Source organism: Enterococcus sp. DIV0358 (genome assembly GCF_051713465.1).
Taxonomy (GTDB): Bacteria; Bacillota; Bacilli; order Lactobacillales; family Enterococcaceae; genus Enterococcus; species Enterococcus faecalis.
On the sequence record NZ_JBIOPX010000001.1, the window covers coordinates 427,572 to 445,073 of the forward strand.

Below are 17,502 nucleotides of genomic sequence, written 5' to 3' on the forward strand. Positions count from 1 at the left end.
AAAATTGCAATAAAATTGTGTTGAGATAGGAGATAATTTCCATGGAATTTCAGTTGGATAAAGACTGGCGTCTGCAGCCGATAAAGGGCGCAACTGGTCAAACATACATGGGAATAAAAGAAACAGAGAAAGTGTTCATTAAACGAAACACTTCTCCACTTCTTGCAGCATTGTCTAAAGAAGGGTTAGCCCCGAAGATGATTTGGACAAAGCGGACAGCGAATGGCGACGTACTAACAGCCCAAGAATGGCTGGAAGGACGTTTGTTACATGCGGACGAAATTGGCAAACGCAATGACGTGATTGACGTGTTATACCAATTGCATCATTCCAATTTGCTGAAAGACATGTTGAAAAAAATTGGTGGCGAAGTTTGTACCCCGCTAACAATGTTGAAAGAGTATAAGCGTCAACTACCTAAAGAATTAAAACGAAACAGTTATTTAAAAGAAGTAATCACTTATTTATATAATCATTTACCAGAATATCCAGAAACTAGTTATGTAGCTGTCCACGGCGATGTGAATCATCGGAATTGGTTAGTCTCGAATAATTATCTCTATTTAGTAGATTGGGATTCTGTGATGGTCGCGGACCCAGCGGTAGATTTAGGAATGATTTTGAGTCATTATGTCCCTCGTTCCGGTTGGAATCAATGGTTACTATCTTATGGTTTAATCCCGAATGAAAGTACGGTTCAACGAATTTATTGGTATGGTTTATTTAGCTTTTTACAAGAGATTGTTCGTCATCACCAAGAGGGCGAAAGAAGAGCAATGACTGCAGAAATTTTACAATTAAAACGAATGTTTAGTAGTTAAACTAATTCATTTAACATCCACACAGGCTGGCGAATTTCACCAGTCTGTTTTTAAAAGAAAGGAATTTTAAAGATGCGTGTAAGAAATAGACCCGGAGCAGCAGAATATATGGCAAAATATCCACAATATGTGGTAGAAGGTCCTGAAAAATGGCAAGGGAAATGGCAAGAACGTTTTGGCAATAATCATCCCATCCACATTGAAATTGGTTCAGGTAAAGGTCGTTTTATTTATGAAATGGCTAAAGCACATCCTGAAATTAATTATATTGGTATCGATATGCAATTAAGTATTTTATCGATTGCATTAGATAAGCTAGTGGCCGAGCCGTTACCTAATCTACAGTTATTGCGAGTAGACGGCGAAGCATTAACAGAATATTTTGCTGAAAATGAAGTAGATTTAATCTATTTAAATTTTTCAGATCCTTGGCCAAAGAAAAAACATGAAAAACGTCGTTTAACGTATAAAAACTTTTTAGCGACAGATGAAATTATTTTAAAACCAAATGGAGAAATTCATTTTAAAACGGATAATCAAGGTCTCTTCGAATACTCATTAAGTAGCTTTTCTAAATATGGCATGGTTATTGAACGTGTATGGCTAGATTTGCATAATAGCGAGTTTGAAGGCAACATTATGACAGAATACGAAGAAAAATTTTCTAGTCGTGGTCAACGAATTTATCGAGTAGAAGCACGTTTTGTTGCAAAATAAAAACAAGCATTCCTTTATTTTAAGTGAAGGAATGCTTGTTTTTTATTATTTAAGAAAGCCTAAGTTGTCGTTCTTAAAGCATAGGCGTCCAATAAAATTCTTGCCAGAATGGATAATGGTAACCGTGAACGCACTTCATAATCGGGGAAAAAGGAGCCTTCTGATTTGAAGCCTACGAACGGAATTTCAATGTATTTCATTAAACTAGAGTGTTTGCTTGCAGTTAAAAGGATAGTCCCAATTTCTGAGTCGTAACAGTTTTTACCAGCGACAACTAATTCTTGGGTTTCTCCGTTTAAAGAAACAAAAAGAGCCACATCTTTTTTTGATAACTTTTTACTAATATTTTTAATAATTTCTGGGTCCGTATGCAGTTCACAGTATTTGCCAGCCAATTGAAACTTAACCATCATTTCCTGAGCAATTAATTCTGAAAAACCTCTAGCAAAGATAATAATCCGTCGAGAAGCTTTGATTTTTTGGATCGCATCTTCGATATTACCAATTTCAATCATGTTAATCGTGCGAGTTACTTCTTCTTCATTCTTTAAAATGGCCGTCCGAATTCCTCGGTCTACTTTTTCTAATGCTGAAAAATTTATATTTTGGTTTTCTTTATCTTTCAAGTGATGCTTGAAGGATGTGAAACCTTCATAGCCTTTCTTTTTCATGGTTCTTACAATCGTCGCAGTTGATACGTTGGCTCGTTCGCTTAATTTTACAATGGAATAATCAGGGATTTCTAAAATATGTGTTTCGATAAAATGCCAGAGATATTGCTCTGACTCACTCAATTTTTGTTCCATAATGGCCAGCCCTTCTTTCTTTCACTAAAAAAACATTTATAAGCCTATTTTTAATGAAAAAAAATAAAAAAGCTAGAGAAATTATGAAATTGTAAATGTTTTCTATATTTTTGCGAAAGAATGAAAACCTTTACATAGTATTTTGAGACATAATAAAGAGGAGAAAGGAGGAACTACAGTGACTATTTATACATGTACATTAAATTTAGCCATTGATTTATTTATCGAAACAGAAGAGCTAGTTCCTTTTGTCGTGAATCGCACGAAGGAAGATGATATTCAAGCAAACGGGAAAGGAGTCAATGTTTCCCTAATTTTAAAGATGTTAGGGATTGATAATACCGCTTTGGGAGTCAAAGCTGGTTTCACTGGGAACTATGTCGAGGATTATTTAAAAGAAAAAGAGATAACCACTGATTTTATCGAAGTCGCTGGCACAACGAGAATCAATGTGTTTACAAAAGTTACCCAAGATCAAAAGGAATACAAATTAGTCAATAAAGGACCAAAATTATCTGAAGAACATGTACAACGTTTTTTGAAAAAAATTTCAGAGTTACGTAAAGGGGATTATTTGTGCGTATCAGGAAGTTTACCACAAGGGGTTTCGCCAAGTATTTTGATTGAAATTAGCCGAATTTGTTTTGAAAAGCAGGTGTTCTTAATTTTAGACAGTAGTTATGAAGAAATTTTAGATTGTTTGCCTTATCAACCATTTTTATTGAAACCAAATGAAGAAGAACTTCAAGAATGGTTTCATACAGAAGTGCAGACTAAGGACGATTACATTTTTTACGGACAAGAATTACTGAAGCGGGGAGCCAAAAATATTTTACTTTCTTTAGGTAGTGAAGGGGCTTTATTTATGAACAATGAAAAGGTTCTTTCAGGTAATTCACCAACTGGAATGGTTGTGAATACAGCTTGTTCAGGGGATGCAATGTTAGGTACCTTTTTAGCTGGCTGGCATCAAGGACTTTCATTGGAAAAAAATTTAAAAAGAAGTATTGCAGCAGGTAGTTCAACAGCATTTCGCAAAGGATTGACAGATTTTTCAGATGTTCAGGAGTTAGAGCAACAAATAAAGATTCAAGAGGAGGAATAAACAGATGGCTACGTATCAATTAATAGCTGCTACAGGTTGTCCGACGGGAATAGCACACACGTATATGGCACAGGAGGCATTGGAACAAGCTGCGAAACGTAAAGGTATTACGATTAAGGTTGAAACACATGGTCAGATTGGTATAGAAAACGAGTTAACACCTGCAGAAATCCAAGGAGCGGAGGCAGTCATTATTGCCGCCGACAAAGACGTTCAAGCAGAACGTTTTGCTGGGAAACGAATCATTGATGTCCCTGTCAGTGTGGGGATTAAAGAAGCAGATCGCTTAATTGAAGAAGCGCTCGCAGGAAAAGGATCGATTGCGGCCGAAAACCAAGCAGTGGACGAACTTGAACAGGAAACACAAATTTCTTCAGGAAATGTTGGACATAGTATTTATAAAAACTTAATGAATGGCGTCTCTCACATGTTGCCGTTTGTAGTAGCAGGCGGCGTTTTAATTGCTCTTTCTTTTGCTATTTGGGGCATTTATTCATTTGATCCAGAAAGTAGTCAGTATAATGCTACCGCTGCTATGTTAAAAAGTATTGGTGATGCCTCAATGGGCATGATGGTGCCAATCTTATCTGCGTATATCGCAGAGGGGATTGCCAAACGACCTGGTTTGGTTGTGGGCTTTGTCGGTGGTTTGATTGCTAACACTGGTGGTACTGGCTTTTTAGGAGGGATATTATCTGGTTTCCTTGCTGGGTATTTCATTCTTTTATTACAGAGAGTATTTAAAGGTTTGCCTAAATCATTAGATGGTTTAAAAGCAATTTTCCTTTATCCAGTCATTGGCGTTGCAGTTATTGGTATCACTATGTCTTTACTAGCAGATCCGATGAAAGCTGTTAACGAAGGAATGATGAGCTTTTTAGCTAGTTTCCAAAACTCCAGTCCGTTGGTTTTAGGAATTATTGTGGGTTGTATGTGTGCCTTTGATATGGGAGGTCCAGTTAATAAAGCGGCCTATGTTACTGGGACGGCACTCTTAGCTCAAGGAAATACTTCTTTTATGGCAGGAGTTTCTGCTGCCTGCATAGCGCCACCTTTAATTACAGGCTTTGCTACATTATTCTTTGGAAAATACTTTGACACAAATGAACGCAATGCGGGGCTAGTGAACTTTATTTTAGGCTCCACACATATTACAGAAGGCGCTATTCCGTTTGCGGCAAAAGACCCCTTGAAGGTTTTACCAATTATGATGCTCGGATCTTCAATTGCGGCAGTCCTAACGTATATGTTTGGGGTACAAGTGCCAGCACCTCATGGAGGATTTCTTGTTTTACCGGTTGTTACTCACGCTGTTCAATGGGTTTTGGCAATTTTAGCTGGTTCATTGGTAGGTGGCTTATTGCTAGGTTTTGTACAAAAAAGTAGAATCGCCAAACAAGAGCAATCGTTATCAAAAAAATGAAATAACAGGAATTAGGAGTGGATGGAATGGCTTTTATTAAAGAAAATCATATTTTTTTAAATCAACAGTTACAAACGCAAGAGGATGTTTTTCACTTTTTAGCAAAAAAATCAACAGAATTGGAAGTTGCTCAGGACGCACAGGAAGTTTTCGATAAACTGAACGAGCGAGAACAAGAAGGAACAACGGGGATGATGAATGGATTTGCGATACCTCATGCAAAAGCAGCAACGATTCAACAAGCGGCCATTATCATCGTTACCTTGGACCAAGGTGTTGAGTGGCAGAGCCTTGACAACCAATTAACGGAGTTTGTGATTGCGCTGTTTATTCCAGATGCCGAAGCTGGCACGACACATTTGAAATTACTCTCTTCCGTTGCGCGCCTCCTATTAAGAGAAGAAGTTACTTCTGGACTGAAACAAGCAAGTTCGCCAGCTGAAATTGCTACGTTACTAAATAATCAATTAGGAGAGGGAACAGAATGAAAAAAATTAGTGAACAAAAACGTAAACATTTAGAAAATCTGGTAGATGATCAAGGGATTATTGGAGCACTAGCCATTGATCAACGTGGGGCCTTAAAACGCATGATGGGAAAATACAAAGAGGTGACTGCTCAAGAAATCAGTGACTTTAAAGTATTAGTATCTCGTTGCTTAACACCAGAGACTTCAGCAATTTTGCTGGATCCAGAATATGGCCTAGCTGCTGCTGAAAATCGAGCACAGACTTCAGGTTTGTTACTTGCGTATGAAAAAACGGGCTACGATGCTTCGACACCAGGACGGTTACCCGATAGTCTTGATGTTTGGTCGGTTAAGCGTTTAAAAGAAGCGGGCGCAGACGCGTGTAAATTTTTACTTTACTACGATGTTGACGAAAGTGAAGCAATCAATGAACGAAAGAAAGCTTATATAGAACGGATTGGTTCAGAATGTTTAGCCGAAGAAATTCCATTCTTTTTAGAAATTGTCTCTTATGATGCAAACAATTCGGATAGTGCTTCAAAAGAATACGCTAAAGTAAAACCGCACAAAGTAATTGAAGCGATGAAAGAATTTTCAAAGGATCGCTATAATGTTGATGTTTTAAAAGTAGAAGTCCCTGTGAACATGAATTTTGTAGAAGGTTTTGGCACTGAAAGTCTTTATAGCCAAGATGAAGCGCAGGCCTTTTTCAAAATGCAAAGTGAAGCAACACAACTTCCATTTATTTTCTTGAGTGCAGGGGTTAGTGCTACGATGTTTCAGGAAACATTGAAATTTGCAAAAAAAGCAGGTTCCTCGTTTAATGGAGTCTTATGTGGTCGCGCAACTTGGGCAGACGGCGTGCTTCCATTTGTTCAACAAGGTTCTGAAGCAGCCGTTGCGTGGCTTGAAACAACTGGTAAAACAAATGTTGAAGAATTGAATCAGGTTTTAAGAGAGAGCGCAGTATCAGTCTTTGAAAAAATACAGTAATTAAGCTGAAAATATATACTGAATTTAAACTATTTGGTCATCTGAATTAAATTTTTTCAGAAATCGTCTTCTTTAAGTGAACTCAATGTACGCAAACTCAAAAGATATGATATAATTATTTCGATATCGATGTATGAACACCCAAAAAGTAACATTGCTTTACTTTATTTGGGGAAAGTTGGGGTATTATGGGAATTCCTAAAGAAGGCGAGTTTGTAACCATTCAGAGTTATAAACATGACGGACATTTACATCGAACGTGGCGTGATACGATGGTACTAAAAACGAGCGAGTATTCTTTAATTGGTGTGAACGATCACACGTTAGTAACGGAATCCGACGGACGTCGGTGGGTGACTCGTGAACCAGCCATTGTTTATTTTCACAAGAAATATTGGTTCAATATAATAGCAATGATTAGAGAAAAGGGGGTTTCGTATTACTGCAATCTGGCTTCGCCATATGTTTTAGATGACGAAGCGTTGAAGTATATTGATTATGATTTAGATATCAAGGTTTTTCCAGATGGTGAAAAACGTTTACTAGACGTTGATGAATATGAATTTCATAGCAAACTAATGGATTATCCAGAAGATATTGACTTCATTTTAAAAGAAAATGTCAAGACTTTAGTGGATTGGATTAATAACGAAAAAGGCCCCTTCTCGCCCGAATATGTAGATATCTGGTATCAACGTTATCAACAGCTATCAAAAAAATAGCCGATGTAAACAGCCCACAAAAGGAGCTTGGAGCATTAGCCAAAATGGCTAATGCTCCAAGCTCTAAATTTTCCGATTTAATTGGTGTTATAGTTCTTTATTCATTTCGTAGTGTTCAATGCCAGCATCCATAAAAGGTACTCCTGTTTTTTGATAACCTAAACGTTCATAGAAGCCTACAGCGGTGACTTGTGCTCCTAGAGTAATCTTGTGGTAGCCTTGTTCTTTGGCAAAATTTTCCGCCGCTTCCATAATCACTCGTCCATAGTCGGCGCCACGGTAAGCTTTTTCAACGGCCATTCGTTGTAATTTCATAACGCCATTTTCTAGTGGAAGCAAGCGACAAGTTGCGACAGCTACATGGTTCGTGTACAAAACAAAGTGAATACAATGTGCTTCATATTCATCGATTTCCATCTCTTCTGGTACCCCTTGTTCCGCTACGAATACGCGTTGACGAAGCCGGACAGCATCTAAATAAAGATCACTCATGGTATCTTTTGTTTGAGCTACATGCATAGAAAAACCCCCAAGTTCAGAATCTGTTTCTATTTTATTATACCACGAAAAAGTTCTAGCAATGAAGTATTCTCAATGACTGAGGGGGGAAGGTGTGATAAAATAAAACAGCAACAATTGAATAAAAATAAAGGAGGAGCCGCTGTGATTAATCGATTTAAAGAATCGAAATTATTTTTCTGGTCAGTTGAATTACTTGTCGTGGCCATGCTATTATTTATTGCTTCGAAAATTAATTTCTTATTTGCACCGATTGGGACATTCTTTTCAACGTTGTTTGCCCCAGTCTTAGTAGCAGGCTTTTTGTATTATTTACTAAATCCTGTGGTCAATCTACTAATGAAGACGAAAATGAAACGAATTTATGCCGTCTTACTGGTATTTTTATTACTAATCATCGCATTAGTTCTGATCTTATTAACAATTATCCCTAAGTTAGCAGATCAGCTAGCTAGTTTAGCATCAAGTATGCCGGATTTCTTTAAACAAGTGGAGACCTGGATTTATGAGATTGCGGAGTTACCTATTTTTAAACAAATTGATTTAACAAGCTATATTGAAAAAATGGATATTTCTTATGCAAATATTATCCAACAATTTTTAAGTAGTTTATCAAGTAGCTTAGGTTCAATCGTATCAACGGTGGCGTCAACCACCATTGTTTTGGTCACTGCGCCATTTATTTTATTTTATATGTTAAAAGATGGAGACAAGCTAGTACCAGCGATTCAACGTTTTTTACCTGAGAAAAGAAAAGATGATATTGTGGATCTTTTAGGACAATTGAACCAAACCTTATCCAGTTATATTAGTGGACAAGCGATTGAATGTTTATTTGTCGGTACATTTACGATTATTGGGTATTCATTGCTTGGCGTTCGTTATGCCTTTTTATTTGGTGTCATTGCCGGCTTTACGAATTTGATTCCCTATCTAGGACCTTATCTAGGATTAGCGCCCGCTGTCTTAGTGACTATCTTTAATGAACCCGTCAAAGCAGCCTTATGTTGTTTAGTGGTGCTAGTGGTTCAACAATTGGACGGAAATATTATTTATCCAAACGTTATCGGAAAATCTCTAAAAATCCATCCATTAACGATTATTTTAATTTTATTGGTAGCAGGAAATTTAGCAGGTTTGCTAGGTATTTTCCTCGGTGTCCCATTTTACGCAATCTGCCGGACCATTATCTACTATGTTATTGATATGGTCAAAGCGGGTCGTAGTGAAAAAGTTACCAATGCCGTTCTTTTAGGGAATGAAACAAATACGAAAGAAAATAACGGTTAATGATTGAATCCGCTAATCTTTCGTGCTATGATTTTATGGATTAGGATAGAAAATAACCTGTCATAATACTGATTGTGTCTGTTTCTAAGCCTAACCATAAAAAGAGGAAGAACGTTAAAAGAGTACGAAAGTACAGCCTCGGAATTATCAACAATTAAGGAGAGAGAGAACATTATGAATAATGCTGACCCTGAGAGTCAGTCGCTAATTGCGCAACTTCTATTATTAGTCGTGTTGACGTTTATCAATGCCTTTTTGGCAGCGGCGGAAATTGCAGTCGTATCTGTTAACAAGAATCGTGTGGAACAAAAAGCGGAAGACGGCGACGCAAAAGCTCAAAAATTGCTTAAGGTATTGCAAGACCCCAATAACTTTTTATCCACAATCCAAGTAGGGATTACTTTGGTTAATATCCTATCTGGTGCTTCATTAGCAGAGACTTTATCTAGTCGTTTGGCCCCTGTATTAGGTGGCGGCGCCGCAGCTAAGAGTCTTGCCAGTATCATTATCTTAGCATTGTTAACGTACGTTTCTATTGTATTTGGTGAATTATACCCTAAACGAATTGCCATGAATAAATCAGAAGAAGTCGCTCAATTGACTTCTGGTGCAGTCCGCTTTTTAGGAGTTATCGCGCGTCCCTTCGTTTGGTTGCTATCGGCTTCGACCGATTTATTATCCAAAATCACACCAATGACTTTCGATGATGCCGATTCGAAGATGACACGAGATGAAATGCGCTACATGCTTGAAACAGAAGGTGTTTTGGAAAACGAAGAACTAGAAATGCTACAAGGTGTCTTTTCATTAGATACAAAAGTGGCACGAGAAGTAATGGTTCCTCGGACAGACGCATTCATGGTTGACATCCAAGATGATGTCCAAGAAAACATCAATTTAATTTTAGGAGAAAATTATTCTCGGATTCCTGTTTATAGTGAAGACAAAGATAAAATTGTTGGTATTTTACATACCAAAACGTTACTAAAAGCTGCACGTAATTTAGGCTTTGAAAACATTGAATTAGGCGCAATCATCCAAGAACCATTATTTGTCCCAGAAACCATTTTTATTGATGATTTACTTTATGAGTTAAAACGAACACAAAACCAAATGGCGATTTTACTAGATGAATATGGCGGTGTTGTCGGTTTAGCAACACTAGAAGATTTACTAGAAGAAATCGTTGGTGAAATTGACGATGAAACAGATGAAGTAGAAAATTTATATACACAAGTGGCTGACAATGAATATTTGGTTCAAGGACGCATGTTAATTGACGAATTTAATGAAGTATTTGAAACAGATTTACACATGAGCGATGTTGATACAATGGCAGGTTACTTAATTACAGCATTAGGAACCATTCCTGATGAAGGGGAAAAACCTTCTTTTGAAGTGGGCAATATTAAGTTAACTGCTGAAGAAATGGAAGGCACACGTTTGCTAGTCTTACGCGTTCATTTCTACGATGAAGAAACTGTCGATGAAGAACCAGAAGAAAATCGTCGTTTTTTCCGTAAAGAAATGGAAGATGACGAACCAAGACGTTAAAAATAACCTGTGACATCAGTCGTTTTGACTAATGTCGCAGGTTTTCCTTTTAAAAAACAGCCAACAGCAGCTCTTTATTCTCAAGGCTTGACATGATATACTAGCAAAGGTTAATCAAAAATTATGCTGAAGAAAATAAATAAATAAACATCACAAGTGATAAGGAGATTTTTATGACGATCAATCAAAAAGAAGCAGTCGATAGTCGCCGTACGTTTGCGATTATTTCCCATCCGGATGCTGGGAAAACAACGATTACTGAACAATTATTATTATTTGGGGGCGCCATCCGCCAAGCTGGAACAGTCAAAGGGAAAAAAACAGGGAACTTTGCCAAATCTGACTGGATGGAAATTGAAAAACAACGGGGAATTTCGGTAACGAGTTCTGTGATGCAATTTGACTATCAAGACAAACGGATTAATATCTTGGACACCCCAGGGCATGAGGATTTCTCAGAGGATACGTATCGGACCTTAATGGCCGTGGATAGTGCTGTGATGGTTATTGACAGTGCCAAAGGGATTGAAGCACAAACGAAAAAACTTTTCCAAGTTGTTAAAAAACGTGGTATTCCAATTTTTACCTTTATTAACAAATTGGACCGTGATGGACGGGAACCATTGGAACTTTTAGAAGAATTGGAAGAACTATTGGATATTGAATCTTATCCAATGAACTGGCCAATTGGTATGGGAAAAGGCCTAGAAGGTCTATACGATATTTATAATGAACGTGTGGAATTATATCGTCCAGAAAATAATGGCGGGGAGCGTTTTATTCCTTTAAAAGATGGCGATATCCCAAGCGATTTACCATTGCACAATAACAGCGTTTATCAACAAGTGTTGGAAGATGTTGAGTTATTGGTAGAAGCAGGCGATGAATTTAGCGAGGAAAAAATCGCTCGTGGTGATCAAACGCCAGTCTTCTTCGGTTCTGCTTTGACAAACTTTGGGGTTCAAACATTTTTAGAAACCTTCTTACAATTTGCGCCTGCGCCACATGCGCATAAAACAGAAGAGGGTGGCGAAGTAAGTCCTTATGAAAAAGAATTTTCAGGCTTTGTCTTTAAAATTCAAGCGAATATGAACCCAGCCCATCGTGATCGAATTGCCTTTGTTCGAATTTGTTCAGGTGTTTTTGAGAGAGGCATGGACGTGACTTTAGGTAGAACAGGCAAAAAAGTCAAATTAAGTAACGTGACGCAATTTATGGCGGATGCCCGCGAAAACGTCACAGAAGCTGTTGCAGGCGATATTATCGGCGTGTATGACACAGGAAATTACCAAATTGGCGATACTTTGTATGAAGGGAAAATGAATGTTCAATACGAAGAGTTGCCGTCATTTACCCCTGAATTATTCATGAAAGTGACTGCCAAAAACGTAATGAAACAAAAATCTTTCCATAAAGGAATTTACCAACTGGTTCAAGAAGGAGCCATTCAATTATACAAAACATATTTAACGGAAGAATATATCATTGGCGCCGTAGGTCAATTGCAGTTTGAAGTTTTCCAATACCGAATGTCTAATGAATACAATGCTGAAGTGGTAATGACGCCAATGGGTTCTAAAATTGCCCGCTGGATTAATCCAGAAGATTTAGATGAACGCATGAGCTCTAGCCGAAACATTTTGGCACGGGACCGTTTCGATCAACCATTGTTCTTATTTGAAAACCAATTTGCGGAACGCTGGTTTGCGGATAAATATCCAGATGTTGAACTGAAAAGTTTGATGTAAAATTAATTTGTAATCAATCAGTAGCTGAATCTTTAGAAGATTGAAGCTCGGCGCAGTCATTCTCAAGATGATTGCGCTGAGCTTTTCTTGTTATAAGGTATTAAAGCAGGCGTGATTGTTTTTTTTGAGATAGAATACTTACTATAACGAACCTATCAAGGAGTGGACAAGAACATGAATTTTTATGGCATCGAGTATTTAAAAAGCCAATCTAATTTAAATGATTACTTAAAGTATTTTTTTATTTTTGCTTTGTTAATCGGGCTAGTCATTGTGTTTAGTTTTTATGTGCGACATCAAATTCAAACGAAATATCGTGAATTAAGTATTATTATTTTTTTATCATTATTATTTGTTTTAGGGGTTCAATATTCCAATTATCAACTGAACCAAAATCAGCATTCACAATCTTCACAAATGGTACATTTTGTCGAACAAGTGGCACAGGAAAAAAAGGTTTCTCCAGAAAAAGTTTATGTCAATGGTACACAATTGGCTGACGGAACCATAGTTAAAATTGACGAAGTCTTTTATAAAATGAGTTTAAGTACGGATCAGCAGTCTTATACATTACAAGAAACGTATTTATTAACACCAACGATTGAAATCATAAAGTAAAGTGAGGGAAAATTAATGCAGTTTTATAGTCCAATTATTATTAAATTTGCTTTAGGTATTATTTGTTTAATTGTCCAAATTAATTTGATGGGAAAAGGCAATTTGGCGCCCACATCGGCTATGGACCAAGTGCAAAACTATGTATTGGGGGGCATTATTGGTGGTGTTATTTATAATGATTCAATTACGGTGCTCCAATTTGTATTAGTGTTAATTTTGTGGACATTATTAGTCTTAATTTTAAAATTTGCAAAAGAACACAATCGCTATGTGAAGCAAATTGTGGATGGTAAACCCATTACTTTAATCAAGGATGGACAGGTTGTGGTGAAGGAATGTTTGAAAAATGGTATTTCTGCAAATGATCTAATGTTTAAATTACGAGCAAATGGTATTTATGAAGTCCAGCTTGTTAAACGGGCGGTTTTAGAACAAAATGGTCAATTAACAATCGTCGAATATGGCGATGAAAGTATTCGTTATCCGATTATTGTGGACGGTCAAGCCAACATGGATGTCCTAGAGTTAATCAAAAAAGATGAGCACTGGCTATTAACGCAAATCCAAGAACAAGGATTCCAAAGATTACAGGAAATCTATTTAGGTGAGTATTTATCTGGACAGTTAAGTTTATCGCCGTATGAAGAAAAAACGATTTCTTAGCTATACTTTTCATTCTACTTATATTAAAATTAAATGGTAATTCAATGAGTTTTAAAAGGAGGAAAAATGAAAACTAAAAAGATAGTTGTCGGGTTATTTTGTTCAATGATTATTTTAATGGGGTGCCAACCAGATCAACGAACTGAAAAAATGAAAGAAAGTACTGAATCAGAAGCAGTCCAAGTAACGAGTGGTGCCTCGGCAGCTACTAATGCCACTTCTGTAAAGCAGGAGGAGCAGACAAACACGAATGATCAACCGAAGGAGAGTGCTGCCAAAGTGAGTTATGAGCGTAATGGACATACCTTTGAAGTTGATGCTGTTTCTGGCGCTACAGTAGAAGCTAATAATGGACAATCAGGAATTAGTCCAGAAGAAAAAGCCCAGAAGATGTATTGGTCAGGCCGTCCAGAAATCGGAGAAGTTCAAGGGGATTATTATCATCATGAAGTCGTGTTTGATGGCGGCTATACGGCTTTAATTGATGTCGTTGTTAAGGATCAACAAATTCAGTTAGTGGAATTTGATGAACGTGGACCTAAAAACTATTATTCTGAAGAATGGGCAGGAGTGACAAAACGTTTATCCGGCTATGCAAATTTTCAAGCGAACAACGCCCGAACTGATCAATCGTTAGTGACCGTTGTTAATACGATGACTTTTCTAGAAAATCAAATGGTTACTGAAAATCGCCTAGATGGCGCATTCCAGACAGCCAAAGGTCAATCCAATAGCGCTAATAATGGCTATCTTCCTGCTGCTAGGGCTTTAGCCAAGGAAATCAAAGAACCTTCAAAAGAACATTGTACAAGTCTAACAGAAGATTTTGGGAAGGGGATTTCTGGACGTTTAACTGTTATTACGTTAAAAGATTCAGGGAAAATAACCGATCTTCGTTATGATGAATATTTTGCAGATACAGAAGAAGAGATTAAAGACGCAAAACTGAAGGCTTATTCTCGCCAATCAAAATATTTTTCTAAAGATTATGTTCAAAAATCGGGGGAAAATTTCAAAAAAGAAGTAGATGACTTAAGAAAAAAAGCAATCGAGGAAAATAAATTAGTCAGTCCGACAAATGAGGAAGCCTGGTCGGAAAATTATCAAAGGCTTGTAAAAAAAATAACGTCACAATAAATTAAAAAAACTGCCAAAGTGGGGAAACTTCGGCAGTTTTTTTTAGTTTTCCATGAGGGAAACTTTTAATGGAACAGACACTTCGGTCACATGGTTTAACTCAATGATAGAAATTTCATCTGGGTCATAAGCCTCTTTAGGTAATCGTTTTAACAGTTTTGCTAAAATTTCTTTTACTTCTGTCGGACGAATGCGACGATTTTTATTCATAATCAGAACTTCCACATGGTGAGCTGCTTCTGAATAGACAGCGGTCGTGTTTCCTGCTGAGTAGACTTTTACAAAGTAAGCATCCGTGTTTTCCAATTGTTTATTTACTAATTGTTTGTAGCTATTGGTCACATTCACTAATTTCATTTTATCACCTCATTATAGTTGTGTGCTGCAAAAGAGCGTTTCCAATTATGTACAGGAGTTCCAGATTGAATTTTTTCTATGAGGAACAAGTATACGAATATCTTTCTTCTATTATAGTTTTTTTTGATGAAAATAAAAAGTGAAAAGCATAAAAAAATCCGCACGCATTGTTATTAATGCGTGCGGATTTTTGATTATTCTGCTTGGTCAGATGTTGAAGTTTCTGTTTTAGTCACTTCTTGTGCGCCAGTTACGATAATTTTACCTTCGTTATCTAACGCTGCGACTAATTGATGATTTTCAGGATGATCTAGATAGTATTCAGCAATGCCGTCTTCAATTTGTTCTTGAATTGTTCGACGTAAAGGACGAGCGCCCATTGCAGGATCATAACCTAAATCAACGAGTTTCTCTTTGACTTCTGTTGGAACCTCAATGTGTAATTTTTGTTTAGCTAATAAGCCATTTACTTCTTCTAACATCAAGCTGACAATGTTCATCAGGTTTTCTTTGCTTAATGCTTTGAATTCGATAATACCATCGAAACGGTTAAGGAATTCGGGAGTGAAGAAGTTGTTCAATTGACCTAAAACAGATTTAGTCACACCTTCACGGGCAGCGCCAAACCCAACGTTGGCTTCCACAGCTCCTGTTCCAGCATTACTTGTCATGATAATGATGGTGTCTTTAAAGCTGACTGTACGACCTTGTGCATCTGTTAAACGACCATCGTCGAGAATTTGTAAAAACATGTGTAAAACATCAGGATGCGCTTTTTCAATTTCATCCAATAAAATTAAACTATAAGGATTACGACGGACTTTTTCTGTGAGTTGTCCAGCTTCGTCATACCCAACATAGCCTGGAGGAGAACCAATCAGTTTAGAGACACTGTGTTTTTCCATGTACTCACTCATATCAAAACGAACCATCGAATCTTCTGAACCGAATAGCTCAAAGGCTAATTGTTTTGCTAATTCTGTTTTACCAACGCCTGTTGGCCCTACAAATAAGAAGGAACCAATTGGGCGGTTTTGTTTGCCTAGGCCTACACGATTGCGACGAATCGCTTTAGCTACTTTATCGACGGCATCATCTTGTCCGACAACATGAGCTTTTAAGTCAACAGCTAAATTTTTCAATTGGGTTTGTTCTTTTTCTTTTAAGTCACCGACAGGAATGCCAGTTTTTTGTTCCACAATGGCTTCAATATCTTTTTCAGTGATGACGGGTGTTTCTTCATCGCTGATTTGTTTTTCTTTCATTGCTTGTAATTTATTGATTTGATCACGATAGTAAGCCGCTTTTTCAAAGTCTTCTTCTGCAGAAGCTTGTTGTTTTTGTTGTTCCGCTTCTGCTAATTTTTTATCAATTGTTTTTGGATCGACGAGTTGGATAGTTAGATTCATTTTTGAACCAGATTCATCTAACAAGTCAATCGCTTTATCTGGTAAAAAGCGATCTTGAATGTAACGATTGGATAAGTTTGCTGCTGCGTTAATCGCTTCATCTGTATATTTAACATGATGATAATCTTCATAACGTTTTTGCAAACCATGTAAAATCGTTATGGTTTCGGCAACGGTTGGCTCATCTACTTGGACTGGTTGCATCCGACGTTCTAAGGCAGCATCTTTTTCAATAATACGGTACTCATTTAAAGTTGTGGCACCGACTAATTGTAATTCACCACGTGCTAAGGCTGGTTTTAAAATATTGCCAGCATCCATGTTGCCATCACCAGCAGCACCAGCACCCACAATTTCATGGACTTCATCAATAAATAAAATGACATTTTCAGCTTCAGTGATTTCTTCAATCAATTTTTGCATCCGTTCTTCAAATTGTCCGCGAATACCAGTTCCTTGAACAAGTGAAACCACATCTAAACGAATGACTTCTTTGTCCAATAATTTTTGGGGCACATCGCCATCGACAATTTTTTGGGCTAAACCTTCGACAACGGCTGTTTTACCAACACCTGGTTCACCGATTAAAACGGGGTTGTTTTTTGTACGGCGATTTAAGATTTCAATGACACGCTTAATTTCTTGGTCACGTCCTACCACAGGATCGATATCTCCTTGGCGTGCCGCTTCGGTGATGTTAATCCCATACTCGCCTAGTAAACCTTGACCAGCGCCAGCGCCTCCGCGAGGGGGTTGACCTCCATTACCACCATCACCAAATTGAGTGGGTGGTGTTTGTTGTTCATAAGGATTACCTTGTTGCATTTGGCGAGAAAGAGAACGATATAAATCGTCTAAACTCCCAAAGCCAAAAGGGTCTTGTCCCATATTTTGAGGGGAATTATTTGCTTGATTTTTTAATTTTTGATAGCAGCTTTGGCAATAGTCCAGTTGTTTTCTTTGACCATTCACATTTGCATATAAATGAATTGTTGCTTCATTTTGTTGACAATTTTGACAAATCATTGAATGAAACACATCCTTTCAAAATAACTGAGGCCAGAAAAATAGTTGTTTGCTCTATTATTTCTAGTAAACAGACCATTTTTCCTCAAACCAGCCAAGTACTAGATAGCAGGAATAAATTCTGT

The 17,502-nt window shown here is 37.3% G+C and carries 17 protein-coding genes; 13 read left to right on the plus strand and 4 right to left on the minus strand.

Annotation, left to right across the window (positions count from 1 at the left end; all coding sequences use genetic code 11):
• Positions 1-41: 41 nt before the first annotated feature.
• Together IGK70_RS02180 and trmB are read left to right on the plus strand one after the other, a co-directional pair.
• A complete protein-coding gene (locus IGK70_RS02180; protein ID WP_002355531.1) occupies positions 42-821 on the plus strand; it encodes a phosphotransferase family protein in 780 nt (259 codons plus the stop codon).
• Positions 822-893: 72 nt separating this feature from the next.
• Positions 894-1,538 carry a tRNA (guanosine(46)-N7)-methyltransferase TrmB gene (gene trmB, locus IGK70_RS02185; RefSeq protein WP_104855781.1) on the plus strand — a complete coding sequence of 215 codons (645 nt, stop codon included), beginning with the start codon at positions 894-896 and terminating at the stop codon, positions 1,536-1,538.
• 59 nt (positions 1,539-1,597) lie between these two features.
• On the opposite strand, the gene IGK70_RS02190 is transcribed toward trmB, so the two are convergent.
• The gene (locus IGK70_RS02190) at positions 1,598-2,344 is read right to left on the minus strand and encodes a MurR/RpiR family transcriptional regulator (protein ID WP_002363162.1); all 747 of its coding nucleotides are present in this window, start codon (positions 2,342-2,344) and stop codon (positions 1,598-1,600) included.
• Between the two features lie 178 nt (positions 2,345-2,522).
• Here IGK70_RS02190 and pfkB point away from each other — a divergent pair, with 178 nt between their 5' ends.
• The 5 genes from pfkB to bph all read left to right on the plus strand — a co-directional run bounded on the left by pfkB (position 2,523) and on the right by bph (position 7,056).
• Entirely contained in the window at positions 2,523-3,449 is a 927-nt protein-coding gene (gene pfkB / locus IGK70_RS02195) for a 1-phosphofructokinase (protein WP_002355534.1), read from the plus strand.
• Between the two features lie 4 nt (positions 3,450-3,453).
• Entirely contained in the window at positions 3,454-4,872 is a 1,419-nt protein-coding gene (locus IGK70_RS02200; RefSeq protein ID WP_002355535.1) for a PTS fructose transporter subunit IIC, read from the plus strand.
• Positions 4,873-4,898: 26 nt separating this feature from the next.
• Positions 4,899-5,360: a fructose PTS transporter subunit IIA gene (locus IGK70_RS02205; protein ID WP_002358680.1), complete on the plus strand. Its 462-nt coding sequence runs from the start codon at positions 4,899-4,901 to the stop codon at positions 5,358-5,360.
• Positions 5,357-6,334, plus strand: coding sequence for a tagatose-bisphosphate aldolase (gene lacD / locus IGK70_RS02210; protein ID WP_010774505.1), 978 nt, complete (start codon positions 5,357-5,359; stop codon positions 6,332-6,334). The genes IGK70_RS02205 and lacD overlap by 4 nt, the downstream gene beginning before the upstream one ends.
• A 188-nt stretch (positions 6,335-6,522) precedes the next feature.
• On the plus strand, positions 6,523-7,056 hold the full coding sequence (gene bph, locus IGK70_RS02215; protein WP_002355538.1) for a biofilm phosphatase Bph: 534 nt from the start codon (positions 6,523-6,525) through the stop codon (positions 7,054-7,056).
• 87 nt (positions 7,057-7,143) lie between these two features.
• On the opposite strand, the gene IGK70_RS02220 is transcribed toward bph, so the two are convergent.
• The gene (locus tag IGK70_RS02220; RefSeq protein ID WP_104855780.1) at positions 7,144-7,575 is read right to left on the minus strand and encodes a GNAT family N-acetyltransferase; all 432 of its coding nucleotides are present in this window, start codon (positions 7,573-7,575) and stop codon (positions 7,144-7,146) included.
• A 75-nt stretch (positions 7,576-7,650) separates the two neighbouring features.
• Here IGK70_RS02220 and IGK70_RS02225 point away from each other — a divergent pair, with 75 nt between their 5' ends.
• The 6 genes from IGK70_RS02225 to IGK70_RS02250 all read left to right on the plus strand — a co-directional run bounded on the left by IGK70_RS02225 (position 7,651) and on the right by IGK70_RS02250 (position 14,585).
• Positions 7,651-8,865 carry an AI-2E family transporter gene (locus IGK70_RS02225; protein ID WP_002384914.1) on the plus strand — a complete coding sequence of 405 codons (1,215 nt, stop codon included), beginning with the start codon at positions 7,651-7,653 and terminating at the stop codon, positions 8,863-8,865.
• A gap of 174 nt (positions 8,866-9,039) precedes the next feature.
• Positions 9,040-10,419: a hemolysin family protein gene (locus IGK70_RS02230; protein ID WP_002363168.1), complete on the plus strand. Its 1,380-nt coding sequence runs from the start codon at positions 9,040-9,042 to the stop codon at positions 10,417-10,419.
• A gap of 173 nt (positions 10,420-10,592) precedes the next feature.
• A complete protein-coding gene (locus IGK70_RS02235) occupies positions 10,593-12,167 on the plus strand; it encodes a peptide chain release factor 3 (RefSeq protein WP_002355543.1) in 1,575 nt (524 codons plus the stop codon).
• A 174-nt stretch (positions 12,168-12,341) separates the two neighbouring features.
• Positions 12,342-12,785 carry a DUF3290 domain-containing protein gene (locus IGK70_RS02240; protein ID WP_002355544.1) on the plus strand — a complete coding sequence of 148 codons (444 nt, stop codon included), beginning with the start codon at positions 12,342-12,344 and terminating at the stop codon, positions 12,783-12,785.
• Positions 12,786-12,800: 15 nt separating this feature from the next.
• Positions 12,801-13,448, plus strand: coding sequence for a DUF421 domain-containing protein (locus tag IGK70_RS02245; protein WP_002355545.1), 648 nt, complete (start codon positions 12,801-12,803; stop codon positions 13,446-13,448).
• Positions 13,449-13,514: 66 nt separating this feature from the next.
• Positions 13,515-14,585, plus strand: coding sequence for a hypothetical protein (locus IGK70_RS02250; RefSeq protein WP_438775157.1), 1,071 nt, complete (start codon positions 13,515-13,517; stop codon positions 14,583-14,585).
• Between the two features lie 42 nt (positions 14,586-14,627).
• On the opposite strand, the gene IGK70_RS02255 is transcribed toward IGK70_RS02250, so the two are convergent.
• Complete coding sequence (locus IGK70_RS02255; RefSeq protein WP_002355547.1) at positions 14,628-14,942, minus strand: DUF1827 family protein; 315 nt, start codon at positions 14,940-14,942, stop codon at positions 14,628-14,630.
• Positions 14,943-15,136: 194 nt separating this feature from the next.
• A complete protein-coding gene (locus IGK70_RS02260) occupies positions 15,137-17,377 on the minus strand; it encodes an ATP-dependent Clp protease ATP-binding subunit (protein WP_002386935.1) in 2,241 nt (746 codons plus the stop codon).
• Between the last annotated feature and the right edge of the window lie 125 nt (positions 17,378-17,502).

Coding starts and splice junctions, on each gene's coding strand:
- IGK70_RS02190 (WP_002363162.1), bottom strand. CDS start 2,344: ATGGAACAAAAATTGAGTGAGTCAGAGCAATATCTCTGGCATTTTATC.
- IGK70_RS02260 (WP_002386935.1), bottom strand. CDS start 17,377: ATGATTTGTCAAAATTGTCAACAAAATGAAGCAACAATTCATTTATAT.
- IGK70_RS02245 (WP_002355545.1), top strand. CDS start 12,801: ATGCAGTTTTATAGTCCAATTATTATTAAATTTGCTTTAGGTATTATT.
- IGK70_RS02225 (WP_002384914.1), top strand. CDS start 7,651: ATGACTGAGGGGGGAAGGTGTGATAAAATAAAACAGCAACAATTGAAT.
- trmB (WP_104855781.1), top strand. CDS start 894: ATGCGTGTAAGAAATAGACCCGGAGCAGCAGAATATATGGCAAAATAT.
- IGK70_RS02235 (WP_002355543.1), top strand. CDS start 10,593: ATGACGATCAATCAAAAAGAAGCAGTCGATAGTCGCCGTACGTTTGCG.
- IGK70_RS02240 (WP_002355544.1), top strand. CDS start 12,342: ATGAATTTTTATGGCATCGAGTATTTAAAAAGCCAATCTAATTTAAAT.
- IGK70_RS02200 (WP_002355535.1), top strand. CDS start 3,454: ATGGCTACGTATCAATTAATAGCTGCTACAGGTTGTCCGACGGGAATA.
- IGK70_RS02255 (WP_002355547.1), bottom strand. CDS start 14,942: ATGAAATTAGTGAATGTGACCAATAGCTACAAACAATTAGTAAATAAA.
- lacD (WP_010774505.1), top strand. CDS start 5,357: ATGAAAAAAATTAGTGAACAAAAACGTAAACATTTAGAAAATCTGGTA.
- IGK70_RS02250 (WP_438775157.1), top strand. CDS start 13,515: ATGAAAACTAAAAAGATAGTTGTCGGGTTATTTTGTTCAATGATTATT.
- IGK70_RS02220 (WP_104855780.1), bottom strand. CDS start 7,575: ATGCATGTAGCTCAAACAAAAGATACCATGAGTGATCTTTATTTAGAT.
- IGK70_RS02230 (WP_002363168.1), top strand. CDS start 9,040: ATGAATAATGCTGACCCTGAGAGTCAGTCGCTAATTGCGCAACTTCTA.
- IGK70_RS02180 (WP_002355531.1), top strand. CDS start 42: ATGGAATTTCAGTTGGATAAAGACTGGCGTCTGCAGCCGATAAAGGGC.
- IGK70_RS02205 (WP_002358680.1), top strand. CDS start 4,899: ATGGCTTTTATTAAAGAAAATCATATTTTTTTAAATCAACAGTTACAA.
- bph (WP_002355538.1), top strand. CDS start 6,523: ATGGGAATTCCTAAAGAAGGCGAGTTTGTAACCATTCAGAGTTATAAA.